The sequence below is a fragment of the Rhodococcus sp. PML026 genome (genome assembly GCF_000963615.1).
GTDB lineage: Bacteria > Actinomycetota > Actinomycetes > Mycobacteriales > Mycobacteriaceae > Rhodococcoides > Rhodococcoides fascians.
In genome coordinates, this window is the sequence record NZ_KQ031368.1 from 294,911 (window position 1) to 309,237 (window position 14,327).

Below are 14,327 nucleotides of genomic sequence, written 5' to 3' on the forward strand. Positions count from 1 at the left end.
AACTCCATCCCCGACGCCGGCCCGCTCGAAACCCCCGGCAGCGCTCCCATCGAACCGAGGAACGAGTCATGAAGAGAATTGGATCCGCCCTGGCGGCGGTCGTCGGAGTGTGCCTGTTGTCTGCCTGCGGTTCGGGCGGCGGAGGTGACGGACCCATGGCGACGGTCATCACCGACCGCCCCCAGCCGATCACCGCGGTTCCGACCACCGACCGTGGCCTGCCGTCGAGCAGTGTGCCTTCCACGCCGTCCTCCACGACACCGTCCAGCACCACGAAGACCACGCCGAGTGCCGTTGCGCAGCAAGCGAACCCGACACAGTACGCGGGCAAGGCTCCGGGCTGGTACTACTTCACGAGCCCCAGCGGCAAGTTCGAGTGCGGTATAGCCGTACAAGAGACGTCGATCGCCGGTTGCCACGGCTCGCTGCCCGACTCGGCCCCCGAGGTGACCGACAGTGCATCCTCCGACCGGGTGAAACCCAATTCCGTGCAGATCATCGCCGGCTCCCCCGCGAAGTTCGAGAGCCTGGGCGATCCCAAGTTCCACCGATTCGACGGACCCGCGGCGGCACTCCCGTACGGCGAAGAACTCACCGTCGCGGGTAGCGGATCCACCAACGGGCTTCGATGCAGCGTCGACGAGCAGACCGGAGTCACCTGCACCGATCAGGTCGGCCACGGATTCACCGTCTCGGACGACGATTTCGACCTTCGCTGACGGCGTCGTTCGCGCGGCGAAAGACCAGGCGTAATGTCCCAGGACGGTACGACAATCCCTGCCGTACGGTCTCCCCAGCGGCCGGCGCCCGCGCGCGGCCAGAAGGTGCATCACACATGAATCAGACCTCGGACCGTCACACAGCGAAGGTCATCGGCGTCAGCGTCGCCGCCGCTGTAGGCGGCTTCCTGTTCGGCTTCGACAGTTCGGTCATCAACGGAGCTGTCGATTCGATCGAAGACCACTTCTCTCTCGGCTCGTTCACCACCGGCTTCGTGGTTGCGATCGCCCTGATCGGCTGCGCGATCGGTGCCTGGTTCGCCGGTAGCCTCGCCGATCGCTGGGGCCGCAAGAAGGTGATGCTGCTCGGCTCGGCCCTGTTCGTCATTTCCTCGGTCGGCTCCGGGCTCGCGTTCAGCGTTCCCGATCTCATGCTCTGGCGTGTGCTCGGCGGTCTCGGCATCGGCATCGCGTCGGTCATCGCACCGGCCTACATCGCCGAAATCGCGCCCGCCAAATGGCGTGGCGCGCTGGCCTCGCTGCAGCAATTGGCGATCACCATCGGTATCTTCGCTGCCCTACTGTCCGACGCCCTTCTCGCGGGTGCGGCCGACGGAGCCTCCAACGACCTGTGGTTCGGTGTCGAGGCGTGGCGCTGGATGTTCCTCGTCGGTGTGGTCCCCGCTCTGGTCTACGGAATCCTGGCCACCCTGATCCCGGAGTCACCCCGCTACCTGGTGGGTCAGCATCTGGACGAGGAAGCCGCCGCGGTTCTGGCGAACATCACCGGCGAGCTGCATCCCGACGAGCGAGTGCACGAGATCAGGCTGACGCTGCGCAAGGAGGCCCGATCGTCGTTCGCCGACATCCGTGGCCCCAAGTTCGGTCTGCAGCCAATCGTCTGGGTGGGCATCACGATGGCCGTCCTGCAACAGCTGGTCGGCATCAATGCGATCTTCTACTACTCGACGACGCTGTGGCGGTCGGTCGGGTTCACCGAGGACCAGTCGTTCACCACCTCGGTCATCACCTCGGTCATCAACGTGGCCATGACGTTCGTGGCGATTCTGTTCGTCGATCGCATCGGCAGGCGCAAGCTGCTGATGGCGGGGTCCATCGGAATGTTCGTCGGACTCGTCATGGCATCCGTCGCCTTCTCGCAGGCGACCGGCAGCGGCGACGAGGTCAGTCTGCCGTCGCCGTGGGGTGCGATCGCGTTGGTCGGGGCGAATCTGTTCGTCATCTTTTTCGCATCGACCTGGGGACCGATCATGTGGGTCATGCTCGGCGAGATGTTCCCCAACCGGATGCGCGCCATGGCTCTGGGTATCGGTACGGCTGCGAATTGGATCGCCAACTTCGCTGTCACGCTTGCCTTCCCACCACTGACGTCGTCCGTCGGATTGTGGGTCATCTACGCCGGCTTCGCGCTCTTCGCTGCGCTGTCGTTCCTCTTCGTCAAGTCCAACATCCGTGAGACCAAGGGCATGGAGCTCGAGGACATGCTGGGCTAGACCCAGGCCGAGGTGAAGGGGCAGTAACACCGGCACATCGTGACCGGTGTTACTGTCACTGACGTTCTGACACGGGGTGTGTCCGCCGATGCGGATGCTGAGATCAAACCCGCCGAACCTGATGCAGGTAATACTGACGAAGGGATGTCAAGGCGATGACGCCTGTTGTATCTGCGGACCCGGTCCGCTTCACCGATCGACTCTGGGACGCATCCGCGCACATCAGACGCGCGATCGACGATCTCGAATTTCTCTGCCTACTCGGTGCGGGAACCCTTCCACTCGACGCGTTCCGTCGATATCTGGAACAGGATTCGCTGTATCTCGGTGGCTACGTGAAGTCGCTGTCCCTGCTGGCAGCGCACGCGCCGACACCGGTGGCCGGAGCCTTCTGGGCCGGCGCTGCAGCGAGTGCGATGGACGAGGCCGCCTCGCACGAGGCCATGCTCACCGGAGACGTTCTCCCGCCCTCCGCCGAGACGCCGACGCCTTCACCGGCATGCCTCGGCTACACCTCCTACCTGACGGCCGTCGCCGCGACCGAGCCGTATCCCGTTGCGGCGGCAGCTGTTCTGCCGTGCTTCTGGATCTACGCCGACGTCGGCCGCTCGCTCGCCGGAGCGGCGAAAGCCGTGCTCGCACGCGATCCCGGTCATCCCTACGCACAGTGGGTGGCCAACTACGACGCACCCGAATTCCATGCCATCGTCGATGCCGCCAAGGGCTTCGTCGACGACGCGGCCGACTCTGCGACGGAACTGCAGCGTGAGCAGATGATCGACGCCTTCGTCGTCGCGTCGAGGTACGAATTGATGTTCTGGAACAGCGCATTACACCCCACTCCGTGGCCATCGACCGAGAGCGCGGTGCACGCATGAGAACGTCTCGATTGCTCACGGTGATGGTGGCGACAGTCCTCGCAACCACGGTGATGGCCGGCTGCTCGCAGTCGACGGATTCCGACACCATCCGTTTCGCCCTCGACTGGACTCCCAACACCAATCACACCGGCCTCTACGTCGCCCTTCAGGAGGGCTACTTCGCCGACGCCGGGCTCGATGTGGAAGTACTGCCGTACAACAACACCGCCGCGGACACGCTCGTCGATGCAGGCAACGCCGAGTTCGGTATCAGCACCCAGAGTTCGACGGTCTTCGCGAGATCGGCAGGCGCCCGGACCGTGTCCGTCCTCGCACCACTGCAGCACTGGGCCACCGGTATCGGAGTGCGTGCGGATCGGGACGACATCGCGAGCCCACGCGCACTCGACGGCAAGGTCTACGCCGGTTTCGGTGAATCCGGCGAGCAGGCCGGGCTCCGGCAGGTCATCGAGAACGACGGTGGCACAGGCGAATACGAGACCGTTGTGCTCGGCACATCTGCCTACGAGGCGGTGTACTCCGGCACTGCCGACTTCACCGTGTCCTACCTCGCGTGGGAGGGCATCGAGGCAGAGCACAGCGGAACGCCGATGAAGTACTTCGATTACACCGATTACGGGTTCCCCGACGCCTACGCCATCACCATCAGCGGGAACGAGCCGTGGCTGGCTGCGCATCCGGACGAGGCGAAGAAGTTCGTGCAGGCGCTGCAGCGCGGCTACCAACTCGCAGCGGACGATCCGGACAGGGCGGCTCAGGATCTGATCGACGCCAATCCCGGTACGTTCACCGACGAATCGTTGGTGTTCGAGAGTCAGAAGATGCTCGCAGAGAAGTACATGAAGGATTCCGCGGGCGAGGTCGGACGACAGAGCATCGACACGTGGACCGCGTACTCGAAGTTTCTCTACGACAGCGGGGTACTCACCGATCAGAACGGTGCACCGCTGAGCGCCGAACCGGACTGGTCCACCTATTTCACCGATGACTACCTCGGCGATCGATGAGCCGGTGACCGCCGAGCGAGATACGTTCTCGCTCAGCGGTATCCGAGCTTCGTTGCGGTGGGCATGGCCCGCGGTGACCGTCGTCGTCCTGTCGATCGCGGTGTGGCAGATCTACGTCGAGGTCAGCGGCATCAGGCCACAGGTACTGCCCTCCCCCGGCCGCGTTCTCACGCAGGGCTGGGCCCAACGCGAGGCGATTGCCGAGAATGCCGCAGCGACACTGCAGGTGACACTCGTCGGGTTCGCGGTCTCTCTCGTGCTGGCCTGGCTGCTCGCCATTGCCGTGGACTTCTCGCCGTGGCTGCGCCGTGCGTTCGTACCCTTGTTCGTCGTCTCGCAGACACTGCCGATCATCGCCATCGCACCGCTGCTCATCATCTGGTTCGGGTTCGGACTGTTACCGAAGATTCTCGTGATCGCACTGGCGACGTTCTTTCCCATGGCCATCGGGCTCATCGAGGGGTTCGCCGCCGCAGATCGCGACGCGCGAGCCCTCCTGGCCACCATGGGGGCCGGCCGCTGGCAGCAGTTCCGCTACGTACGGCTGCCGTCGGCACTTCCTCGATTCTTCACCTCGCTTCGCATCGGCATCACCTACGCCGTCGTCGGTGCGATCTTTGCCGAATACGCAGGAGCCACCGCAGGACTCGGTATCTACATGAGTCAGCAGAAGAATTCGTTCCGTACCGATTTGGTACTTGCAGCCGTTGCCGTCACCGCGGTGATCAGCGTGCTCCTGTTCGTCTCGACGTTCGTGGTCGAACGCGTCGTCGCCCCGTGGGCACGTCAGGGGTCGGCGGGGCACAATGTCTGAACTCGAGCACAGCATCGACATCTCGGCTCTGAGAAAATCGTTCGGCGGAAAACCGGTACTCGACGACGTGTCGTTCGGAGTCCGGCCCGGTGAATTCGTGTCGATCATCGGTCCGAGCGGGTCGGGCAAGAGCACGGTGTTCAACATGCTCGCCGGCCTCGATACACCCGATTCGGGCTCGGTCCGAGTCCCGCCGTGCGCGTACATGCCGCAGAAGGACCTGTTGTTCCCGTGGCGATCGGTGCTCGACAACACCTCGCTCGGCCTCGAAGTACAAGGCGTCGCCAAGAAGGAGGCACGAGCTCGGGCACGCGAGTTGTTCCCGGTGTTCGGTCTCGACGGGTACGAATCCGCACGCCCGTCCGAACTGTCCGGTGGCATGCGGCAGCGAGCAGCACTGCTGCGCACCGTGGTGCAGGGACGGTCGGTGTTGCTGTTGGACGAGCCCTTCGGGGCACTGGACTCGTTGACCCGTAGTGACATGCAGGCCTGGCTGCAGCAGGTCTGGTCGGAGTTCAGGTGGACGGTGCTGATGATCACCCACGACATCCGCGAGGCGGTCTACCTGTCCGATCGGGTGGTGGTCCTCTCGCCACGACCCGCCCACGTTCGACGGCAGGTCGACGTACCGCTGCCTCGACCCCGGGAGCTCGAGATCGTGACGACGCCACAGTTCGCCGCCGTCGAGAAGCAGTTGATGGATGTTCTGTCGAGCTCGCCGAACCATTGACCGATGCAGGGATCAGTCGACGCAGGGGATGCCGCCGTTGCTGTGCACACCCTGATCCGGGGCGGCGGGTAGATCCTGGGACGGCTCGGGTACGGCTACCTCGAGCGGTGGTGGTGCCGGATCCGACGTCGGATCGAGGGCTGCGGGCGTCGGTTGCGCAGGACCGATCAATCGCGCCGCCTCCGCTCTGATGGCGTCGACGTCGACGAGATTGACGTCCTGACCGTCGACGGTGTCGTAGCCCGTGATCGGCAGCGTGTAGAAGTCGATATCACCCTTCATGACGGCACCGGCTCCCCCGGCAAGGCCGATCGGGTCGAGGCCCGCGTCGATGACGATGTCGTTCTTGGTACCCGCGATCAGCGCACGCAATTCGCTGATGTTCGCCAGCACGCCGGATGCGCTGAGCTTGGCCATCACCCCGGCCACGAACGCCTGCTGCCGCTTGGTTCTGTCGAGGTCACCGTTGTCGAGTCCGTGCCGTTGACGCACGAAGGACAACGCCTGAGTCGCGCTCAATTCCTGCGCACCCGCAGGGAAGTCCGCACCCGAGTACGTATCGTGCACCGGGTTGTTCAGGCAGACCTGGATCGGGCCGACTGCCGTCGCCACGTCGTAGAACCCCAGAAGATTGACTTCGGCGAAATGATCGATCGGCACATCGAGGAGATCGCGAACGGCCGTCAGTGTCGAGCGGCGCCCCGCCTCGCGTGCTCGACGCTCACGCTCGGCCGCGTCGGTGACACCCTCGTCGAGCAATTGGGTGTCGGCATCGGCCTTGGCGAGCCCGTAGGCCTCCTTGATCTTGCGCTTGCCGTACCCGGGAACGTCGACGTAGTCGTCGCGCGGTATCGACAGCGCTGTCGCTCGTCCACCGCCGGCCGGAAGATGCACCAGCAGAAGCGTATTGGTGTTGTATCCCCCGACGTCGCTGTCACCGGCATGCAGGGTGTCGGTGACGAACGCGGCCGGCAGATCGTTGCCGTCCATGTCCTTACGACTGTCGAGCCCGATCAGCAGAATGTTGGTGTCGGCACCGTTGACATCCGGATCGTTGTTCGCGATACCGTCGAGCGCATCGGAGGTGGTCAGTCCGGTGGTTGCCTCCCGGTACACCGCGAATCCGACGCCACTGACTGCGACGGACGCCACCGCCGCCGTCGCGACGAGCACCCGGCCGATCCGCAGCGCAACAGCGTGGTCGCCGGACGGACGCGCCAACCGGTGGCGTCCTGGTCCACGTTCGATGCCGCTACCAGGGCCGTTCGGTTGCACCCTGACAGGCTACTCGGCTCTCACACGGGCGAGATCATGCCCAGACGCCGCGCGAGCTCGTCGACGGCCGAGAATGCCGCGTCGAGGCTGGCCCGAGCCTGCGGAATCTTCGGTGTCAGACCGGCAACCCGCTCGGCAAGGGTCAGGTCGATCGGGACGAAATGCACGTCCATGCCCAGTGCAGCGCCGAGAACCTGCCGCAGCTGCCCCGTGGTGTGGTCGATCGACGCTGCCTCCGAGCCCGGGGTGTACTCGTTCCCCCGACTGGTGACCACAACCGCAGGCTTGCCGACGAGTGGTGCTGTATCGCCGTCGAACGGCACCGTGATGCCGGGAACGTGCACGTAGTCGATCCACGCCTTCAGCGTCGACGGGATCGACCAGTTGTACATCGGCGCACCGATCAGTACGACGTCCGCGGAGATCAGTTCCTCGACCAGCTCGACTTGAAGAGCCTCGGCTGCCGCGTCCACGGTCTCGTCGGCAGTCCGCAGGTGCGGCGCCCAATGCAGTGCCGAGGTCGGCAGATGTGGCAATGCATTGACGTGCAGATCACGGCGAATCACCGAATGATCGGTTCCGATGCTGTGCCACGCGTCCGAGAAGTGGGCTGTCACCCGACGGCTGATCGAACGGGACAGGTCGGCAGACGAATCCAGGTGCAACAACTGCGGCACTGAAACACTCCTCGGATGGTGGGTGTCCCGAGCCTAGGCGAACCGGACGCTCCTATCCTGGTCGGATGGACTTCCGATTCGTCACCCGCGCGCTGAGTTCGCGCTCCGCCGCACGAATCACGACGGCACTGCACGAGAACACGGACACGGACGTCGATGTCCGTCTCGGCGGAGTGTCGGTGGACCTGGACGACTCCGCGCGCGCTGCGGTGCTCGAACTGCTCACCCAGCTGGCCACCGCCAGGGCTGTGGCCATCGGAACCGTCGAAGAACTGCTGACGACCTCGCAAGCGGCAGAGGTACTCGGTGTCTCCGACACCTACGTCCGGCGTTTGGCCGACGCCGGAGACCTACCGATCGAAATGCGTGGCACCCACCGACGCTTCCGGCTGGAAGACCTTCTGCGACACCGTGATCGATTTCGCTGACGGGCTGCGGTGGCCGATCAGCCGGCCTCGCGCTCGAACTGCTCGGACTGCAATGTCATGAGGTCACGAAACGCGTGGCCGGCTGCACGCCACAGCTGTTCCGCATCGATGTAGTCCACGCCGCGAAGGTCGACGTCTCCCAGATACGCCCCGACGTCGACCGACAGCATCCCGATCACCGACGACACCTCTGCATCGAGGTACGTCACCCGCGTGTTCTGGAGTTCTCGAAACTGCGTCGAGAAGAACTCCGCCGGAATTCTCCGATCGACGAACTGTGCGATGAGAAAAAGGAAGCGGGACGAATGAGCGGATGCCGCTCGGTATGACTGCTCCATGGTGAATACCTCTCCCCACGGTCGACAGCACCCCTCGCACTGTCGACCGTCGAGCTCGCTGAGACCCGAAACCTGCACAGACGAACTCTCGAGCATCGATTCGACCCAGCGATTGAAACAGGGAGCTCGTCGTACAAGCGCCAGGTTAATCAGACACTTCGACGGTTTCCGCACGTTGCGCGAAGTTGGTGAAAGCTCACAAGATCACCGCGTTCACCTGCTAGTTCTTACTGAAAGGAACCGAGGGGGGCGCGATCGGGAGTGTCCAACTGCCAGAACTGCCAGCCGTCCCGCTCCTCGACATCTCCGCTGATGTGCGTGGCGACGGCACTGGCGGCGACGGACGGGTTGTCGAAGCGTCGACCCTCCATCGGCCCGGCCGTGATTTCCAGGCGCTGAGTGTGCGGGTCGAATCGCCCGCTGAGCCGGTATCCCTCGCAATCGGCCACCACCCGTACCCGGTTGTCGATCACTTCCTCTTCGACGACGACCTTGGACTTCCGCGTTGCTTTGACCCTGGGCGTGCGAACCCACGTCTGCTCGGGTCCGACGTCGACGGACGTGTCCAGGGTGGCGCTCAGTCCCAGCAGTTCCCAGCGCTCACTGCCGTGAGCCACCCTGTCGACTGCAATGGCGTGATGCCCGGTTCGCGTCCGTAGCGGCGAATCCTGCACCCACAGATCCACTTCACCGCGAATATCCGACGCCATCTCCTCGGAGGACACCATGTAGAAACGCGGTTCCTCGGTTGCCAGGTCCACGAACACCCAGTACGACGACCCCGTGTCGTCGCTCTCGAGCGACTCGTCCTGTCTGCGGGCCTTCCAGTCGCCCGTCACCTTCGATCGCACCCGCACGATGCACGAGGACTTACCGTCCATCGACCAGACCTGAACGGGATTGCGACGCGAGGTGGTCAGACGCTCCGCGCGTCCACCGCGCTGCGCGACGGTTCTGATGAAAGCCTTGATTCCCCGGTCGGATGTGTCTTCCACGGTTTGCCGCCTTAAGCCTCGAGCGCCCCGTACTTATGAAGAGAGGTGTTGCGACGGGTGGCGCTCGCACGACTCGGTTTCCCTCAGCCTACTGCGTCGATGCGTGCTCGAGTAACTACCGAACGATCGCCGTTCGGCTGCCGGTTACCGTGGAGACATCGAACACTGCCAGGAGGTACCGCAATGCCGGTGACGATCACCCATGACACCGCTGCCCACCGATTCGAGATTCACGTCGACTCCGAGCCGGCCGGGTACTCCGAGTACTTCGAGTCGAACGGCGTCCGAACCTTCCACCACACCGTGACACTGCCTCGGTTCCGCGGCCGAGGGCTGGCCGCCGCGCTCACCGAATACGCCCTCGACGACACCAGCACGCAGGGCCTCCAAGTGGTCCCTGCGTGCTGGTTCGTGCGCGACTTCATCGACGCAGCCGGCGATCGATATTCACATCTGGTCAAACGATGACCGGTCAGCGATTTACCGAGACGAATCCGGACCCGATACCGGATTCAGAACTGTCACCGTTTCCGGGTGTTCCCTCGTCGTTCCCGGTGGTTTTCCCGACCGATTCCTGAACGGGTTCGATTCGTTCTTGTGCCGCAACACTTTCCGCAGCCCGCTCGGCTGCTACGCGACGCCGTTCGTAGTTCTCGACACCCCGGGCAACCCGTTGTCGATGTTCACTCAAGACATGTTCGTAGTACATCTGTTCTCCTACAGAAAGAATGGACGCCTCACACGGAGCACAGCCGTGCGGCGCAAAATAGTCGACGCGTCGTTGTCGAGGCTCATCGGCCTCGATCCGCGAAAGCTCTACTCAGAGAGCGTGATCGGCAATAGCCGCGGATCGCGTGTAGACGACGCCCCGGCCTGCGAGCTCGAAATTTGCTGCCATTGTCCACCTCCACGATCGATGCGATGTACCCGTACGACGATCATGCACTGCCGAGGCATCGAACTCCACTGATTAAATTCGGCGCTCGAGAATTGTTGTGCAGCTGGGCGTTCCAGGGGCGCACGCGAACGAGTGGTGGAGTGCGGCCCAACTACTTCGATTCGATCGGCCGGTAGACCTTCCCGGTGTACGCAAACGCGCGCGCGTTTGTCAGGTACGCGCGTTCCGGTGTCGCTGTTCTGCTCGCGTGTGGCGAACGCGCTCGCGTGTGCGAACGGGGTGGGGTGGCGTCTCAGCGGCCGACACGGCTGGGGATCACCGATCCCCTTTGTCTGTGCGATGCGCTCGCGTATGCGACGGGGGGGTGGGTGTTGCGCGTGAGCGTCCGGCACTGTCGGAGGCGACGTGGTGCAGGCACCTCAGGTGCTAGGCGAATGCGCGCGCGTTTGTCGGGTGCGTGCAGTCTGGTGTCACTGTTCTGCTCGCGTCCGGCGAGTGCGCGCGCGTTCGCGGCCCTGAGGCGAGGGGGCCGGAGGGTCCGTATGGCGATAATGGGACTGGGGGTGCAGGTGTCGATGCCTGCGCGTTCAGTTCGACGAGAGCGGTGAATTCTGTTGTGTTGGTGTTGGTTTCGAATGCAAACAACCCCCGACCGTGATGGTCGGGGGTTGTTTGTTTCACGTTGTGTTCGGCGGTGTCCTACTCTCCCACACCCTGTCGAGTGCAGTACCATCGGCGCTGGAGGGCTTAGCTTCCGGGTTCGGAATGGGACCGGGCGTTTCCCCTCCGCTATGGCCGCCGTAACTCTGCGAAACAGTGTCACGAGCGGTCTCAGTCGGAGAACACATCCCCCACATTATTGTCGGGGTCGGTGTTTCGTTCTTGGACCTGTATTCGATTGTGCTTGCTGAACAACTACTCGTGTGTTGTTTCAGATATTGCACAGTGGACGCGTAGCTTCTTTGTGGTAAGTCCTCGGCCTATTAGTACCAGTCACCTGCATACATTGCTGTACTTCCAGTTCTGGCCTATCAACCCGGTGGTCTGCCGGGGGCCTTACCCCCTCGAGGGGGTGAGAAACCTCATCTTGGAACAGGCTTCCCGCTTAGATGCTTTCAGCGGTTATCCCTTCCGAACGTAGCCAACCAGCGGTGCTCCTGGTGGAACAACTGGCACACCAGAGGTTCGTCCGTCCCGGTCCTCTCGTACTAGGGACAGCCTTCCTCAAGTTTCTTACGCGCGCGGCGGATAGAGACCGAACTGTCTCACGACGTTCTAAACCCAGCTCGCGTGCCGCTTTAATGGGCGAACAGCCCAACCCTTGGGACCTACTCCAGCCCCAGGATGCGACGAGCCGACATCGAGGTGCCAAACCATCCCGTCGATATGGACTCTTGGGGAAGATCAGCCTGTTATCCCCGGGGTACCTTTTATCCGTTGAGCGACACCGCTTCCACTTGCCGGTGCCGGATCACTAGTCCCGACTTTCGTCCCTGCTCGACTTGTCAGTCTCACAGTCAAGCTCCCTTGTGCACTTGCACTCGACACCTGATTGCCAACCAGGCTGAGGGAACCTTTGGGCGCCTCCGTTACATTTTAGGAGGCAACCGCCCCAGTTAAACTACCCACCAGGCACTGTCCCTGAACCAGATCATGGTCCGAGGTTGAGGTATCCAATACGATCAGAGTGGTATTTCAACAACGACTCCACAGTAACTGGCGTCACCGCTTCACAGTCTCCCACCTATCCTACACAAACCGAACCGAACACCAATACCAAGCTGTAGTGAAGGTCCCGGGGTCTTTTCGTCCTGCCGCGCGTAACGAGCATCTTTACTCGTAATGCAATTTCGCCGAGTCTATGGTTGAGACAGCTGAGAAGTCGTTACGCCATTCGTGCAGGTCGGAACTTACCCGACAAGGAATTTCGCTACCTTAGGATGGTTATAGTTACCACCGCCGTTTACTGGGGCTTAAATTCTCAGCTTCGCCATTACTGGCTAACCGGTCCTCTTAACCTTCCAGCACCGGGCAGGCGTCAGTCCGTATACATCGTCTTACGACTTCGCACGGACCTGTGTTTTTAGTAAACAGTCGCTTCTCACTGGTCTCTGCGGCCCACACCAGCTCAGGAAGCAAGTTCCATCACCGGCAGGGGCCCCCCTTCTCCCGAAGTTACGGGGGCATTTTGCCGAGTTCCTTAACCATAGTTATCTCGATCGCCTTAGTATTCTCTACCTGACCACCTGTGTCGGTTTGGGGTACGGGCCGTGTAACAACTCACTAGAGGCTTTTCTCGGCAGCATAGGATCACTGAATTCGCCTCAATCGGCTACGCATCACCTCTCAGGCTTGATGAACGGCGGATTTGCCTACCGTTCGCCCTACAGGCTTACACCAGTACAACCACTGACTGGCCCAGCTACCTTCCTGCGTCACCCCATCGCTTGGCTACTACCAGATCAGGTCCCACGCATCCACCCGCCTTCTAGGTACCCGAAGGCACCAGATAAGCGAGATTCAGGGTGGTTAGTGTCACTGATTCACCATGGGCGCGGTTACACGGGTACGGGAATATCAACCCGTTGTCCATCGGCTACGCCTGTCGGCCTCGTCTTAGGTCCCGACTCACCCTGGGCGGATTAACCTGGCCCAGGAACCCTTGGTCATTCGGCGGACGAGTTTCTCACTCGTCTTTCGCTACTCATGCCTGCATTCTCACTCGCGCAGCCTCCACACCTGGATCACTCCGATGCTTCCATGGCTGCACGACGCTCCCCTACCCACCCACACACCTGCACACAGATCCGCAGACCTGAATGGGGCTATTGTGTGAGTGCCGCAGCTTCGGTGGTGTACTTGAGCCCCGCTACATTGTCGGCGCAGGATCACTTGACCAGTGAGCTATTACGCACTCTTTCAAGGGTGGCTGCTTCTAAGCCAACCTCCTGGTTGTCTTCGCGACCCCACATCCTTTTCCACTTAGTACACGCTTAGGGACCTTAGCTGGCGATCTGGGCTGTTTCCCTCTCGACTACGAACCTTATCGCCCGCAGTCTCACTGCCACGCTCTCACTCACCGGCATTCGGAGTTTGGCTGATTTCGGTAAGCTTGTAGGCCCCCTAGACCATCCAGTAGCTCTACCTCCGGTGAGAAACACGTGACGCTGCACCTAAATGCATTTCGGGGAGAACCAGCTATCACGGAGTTTGATTGGCCTTTCACCCCTACCCACAACTCATCCCCTCAGTTTTCAACCTAAGTGGGTTCGGTCCTCCACGACGTCTTACCGTCGCTTCAACCTGGCCATGGGTAGATCACTCCGCTTCGGGTCTAGAACACGCCACTACACCACACAAGGTGGATACGCCCTATTCGGACTCGCTTTCGCTACGGCTACCCCACACGGGTTAACCTCGCGACATGCCACTAACTCGCAGGCTCATTCTTCAAAAGGCACGCCATCACCAGCCATGACAAGTCATGCACCGGCTTTGACGGATTGTAAGCGCACGGTTTCAGGTACTATTTCACTCCCCTCCCGGGGTACTTTTCACCTTTCCCTCACGGTACTAGTCCGCTATCGGTCACCAGGGAGTATTCAGGCTTATCGGGTGGTCCCGACAGATTCACAGCAGATTTCACGGGCCCGCTGCTACTTGGGTATCCACAACGACAGTTGCAATGTTTTCGTCTACGGGACTCTCACCCTCTACGACAGGCCGTTCCAGACCACTTCGACTAACACCACAATTTCTCACTGTCGGCCGATCCGGCAGAATCGACAATGCAAACCCCACAACCCTCCATACGCAACCCCTGCCGGGTATCACACGCACAAAGTTTGGCCTCATCCGCTTTCGCTCGCCACTACTCACGGAATCACTATTGTTTTCTCTTCCTGTGGGTACTGAGATGTTTCACTTCCCCACGTTCCCTCCACACACCCTATATATTCAGATGCGGGTAACACGACATCACTCGTGCTGGGTTTCCCCATTCGGACACCCTCGGATCACAGCTCGGTTGACAGCTCCCCGAGGCTTATCG

The 14,327-nt window shown here is 61.9% G+C and carries 12 protein-coding genes, 2 rRNA genes and 1 riboswitch; of the genes, 8 read left to right on the plus strand and 6 right to left on the minus strand.

From position 1 onward, the window contains the following. Positions 1 to 68 precede the first annotated feature (68 nt). From VF34_RS25175 to VF34_RS04260, 6 genes are all read left to right on the plus strand, one after another. On the plus strand, positions 69 to 719 hold the full coding sequence (locus VF34_RS25175; RefSeq protein ID WP_027497955.1) for a hypothetical protein: 651 nt from the start codon (positions 69 to 71) through the stop codon (positions 717 to 719). 116 nt (positions 720 to 835) lie between these two features. Beyond that, the gene (locus VF34_RS04240; RefSeq protein ID WP_045840911.1) at positions 836 to 2,233 is read left to right on the plus strand and encodes a sugar porter family MFS transporter; all 1,398 of its coding nucleotides are present in this window, start codon (positions 836 to 838) and stop codon (positions 2,231 to 2,233) included. A gap of 62 nt (positions 2,234 to 2,295) precedes the next feature. Then, positions 2,296 to 2,395: riboswitch (TPP riboswitch) on the plus strand. Continuing rightward, the gene (locus tag VF34_RS04245; protein WP_045840912.1) at positions 2,389 to 3,111 is read left to right on the plus strand and encodes a TenA family protein; all 723 of its coding nucleotides are present in this window, start codon (positions 2,389 to 2,391) and stop codon (positions 3,109 to 3,111) included. (Overlaps the previous riboswitch by 7 nt.) 23 nt (positions 3,112 to 3,134) lie before the next feature. Further along, positions 3,135 to 4,121, plus strand: coding sequence for an ABC transporter substrate-binding protein (locus tag VF34_RS04250; protein ID WP_045840965.1), 987 nt, complete (start codon positions 3,135 to 3,137; stop codon positions 4,119 to 4,121). Next, positions 4,099 to 4,935, plus strand: coding sequence for an ABC transporter permease (locus tag VF34_RS04255; RefSeq protein ID WP_045840913.1), 837 nt, complete (start codon positions 4,099 to 4,101; stop codon positions 4,933 to 4,935). The genes VF34_RS04250 and VF34_RS04255 overlap by 23 nt, the downstream gene beginning before the upstream one ends. After that, the gene (locus tag VF34_RS04260; protein ID WP_045840914.1) at positions 4,928 to 5,665 is read left to right on the plus strand and encodes an ABC transporter ATP-binding protein; all 738 of its coding nucleotides are present in this window, start codon (positions 4,928 to 4,930) and stop codon (positions 5,663 to 5,665) included. The genes VF34_RS04255 and VF34_RS04260 overlap by 8 nt, the downstream gene beginning before the upstream one ends. 12 nt (positions 5,666 to 5,677) lie before the next feature. Here the strand turns inward: VF34_RS04260 and VF34_RS04265 are convergent, their stop codons facing one another. Both VF34_RS04265 and VF34_RS04270 read right to left on the minus strand, forming a co-directional pair. Then, positions 5,678 to 6,940 carry an LCP family protein gene (locus VF34_RS04265; protein ID WP_045840915.1) on the minus strand — a complete coding sequence of 421 codons (1,263 nt, stop codon included), beginning with the start codon at positions 6,938 to 6,940 and terminating at the stop codon, positions 5,678 to 5,680. Positions 6,941 to 6,960: 20 nt separating this feature from the next. Then, on the minus strand, positions 6,961 to 7,617 hold the full coding sequence (locus tag VF34_RS04270; protein WP_082079136.1) for an FMN-dependent NADH-azoreductase: 657 nt from the start codon (positions 7,615 to 7,617) through the stop codon (positions 6,961 to 6,963). A 65-nt stretch (positions 7,618 to 7,682) separates the two neighbouring features. On the opposite strand from VF34_RS04270, the gene VF34_RS04275 reads away from it, so the two are divergent. Then, the gene (locus VF34_RS04275) at positions 7,683 to 8,045 is read left to right on the plus strand and encodes a helix-turn-helix domain-containing protein (protein WP_032365543.1); all 363 of its coding nucleotides are present in this window, start codon (positions 7,683 to 7,685) and stop codon (positions 8,043 to 8,045) included. A gap of 17 nt (positions 8,046 to 8,062) precedes the next feature. On the opposite strand, the gene VF34_RS04280 is transcribed toward VF34_RS04275, so the two are convergent. Further along, on the minus strand, positions 8,063 to 8,383 hold the full coding sequence (locus VF34_RS04280) for a colicin immunity domain-containing protein (protein WP_027497963.1): 321 nt from the start codon (positions 8,381 to 8,383) through the stop codon (positions 8,063 to 8,065). Between the two features lie 227 nt (positions 8,384 to 8,610). After that, complete coding sequence (locus VF34_RS04285; protein ID WP_032365542.1) at positions 8,611 to 9,378, minus strand: hypothetical protein; 768 nt, start codon at positions 9,376 to 9,378, stop codon at positions 8,611 to 8,613. Positions 9,379 to 9,561: 183 nt separating this feature from the next. Between VF34_RS04285 and VF34_RS04290 the strand changes: the two genes are divergently transcribed. Then, a complete protein-coding gene (locus VF34_RS04290; RefSeq protein WP_027497965.1) occupies positions 9,562 to 9,846 on the plus strand; it encodes a GNAT family N-acetyltransferase in 285 nt (94 codons plus the stop codon). 1,116 nt (positions 9,847 to 10,962) lie between these two features. Here the strand turns inward: VF34_RS04290 and rrf are convergent. Both rrf and VF34_RS04305 read right to left on the minus strand, forming a co-directional pair. Continuing rightward, positions 10,963 to 11,079: ribosomal RNA gene (rrf, locus tag VF34_RS04300) — 5S ribosomal RNA — on the minus strand. Positions 11,080 to 11,245: 166 nt separating this feature from the next. Then, positions 11,246 to 14,327: ribosomal RNA gene (locus VF34_RS04305) — 23S ribosomal RNA — on the minus strand.

Coding starts and splice junctions, on each gene's coding strand:
- VF34_RS04275 (WP_032365543.1), top strand. CDS start 7,683: ATGGACTTCCGATTCGTCACCCGCGCGCTGAGTTCGCGCTCCGCCGCA.
- VF34_RS04250 (WP_045840965.1), top strand. CDS start 3,135: ATGGTGGCGACAGTCCTCGCAACCACGGTGATGGCCGGCTGCTCGCAG.
- VF34_RS04280 (WP_027497963.1), bottom strand. CDS start 8,383: ATGGAGCAGTCATACCGAGCGGCATCCGCTCATTCGTCCCGCTTCCTT.
- VF34_RS25175 (WP_027497955.1), top strand. CDS start 69: ATGAAGAGAATTGGATCCGCCCTGGCGGCGGTCGTCGGAGTGTGCCTG.
- VF34_RS04240 (WP_045840911.1), top strand. CDS start 836: ATGAATCAGACCTCGGACCGTCACACAGCGAAGGTCATCGGCGTCAGC.
- VF34_RS04290 (WP_027497965.1), top strand. CDS start 9,562: ATGCCGGTGACGATCACCCATGACACCGCTGCCCACCGATTCGAGATT.
- VF34_RS04245 (WP_045840912.1), top strand. CDS start 2,389: ATGACGCCTGTTGTATCTGCGGACCCGGTCCGCTTCACCGATCGACTC.
- VF34_RS04260 (WP_045840914.1), top strand. CDS start 4,928: ATGTCTGAACTCGAGCACAGCATCGACATCTCGGCTCTGAGAAAATCG.
- VF34_RS04255 (WP_045840913.1), top strand. CDS start 4,099: ATGACTACCTCGGCGATCGATGAGCCGGTGACCGCCGAGCGAGATACG.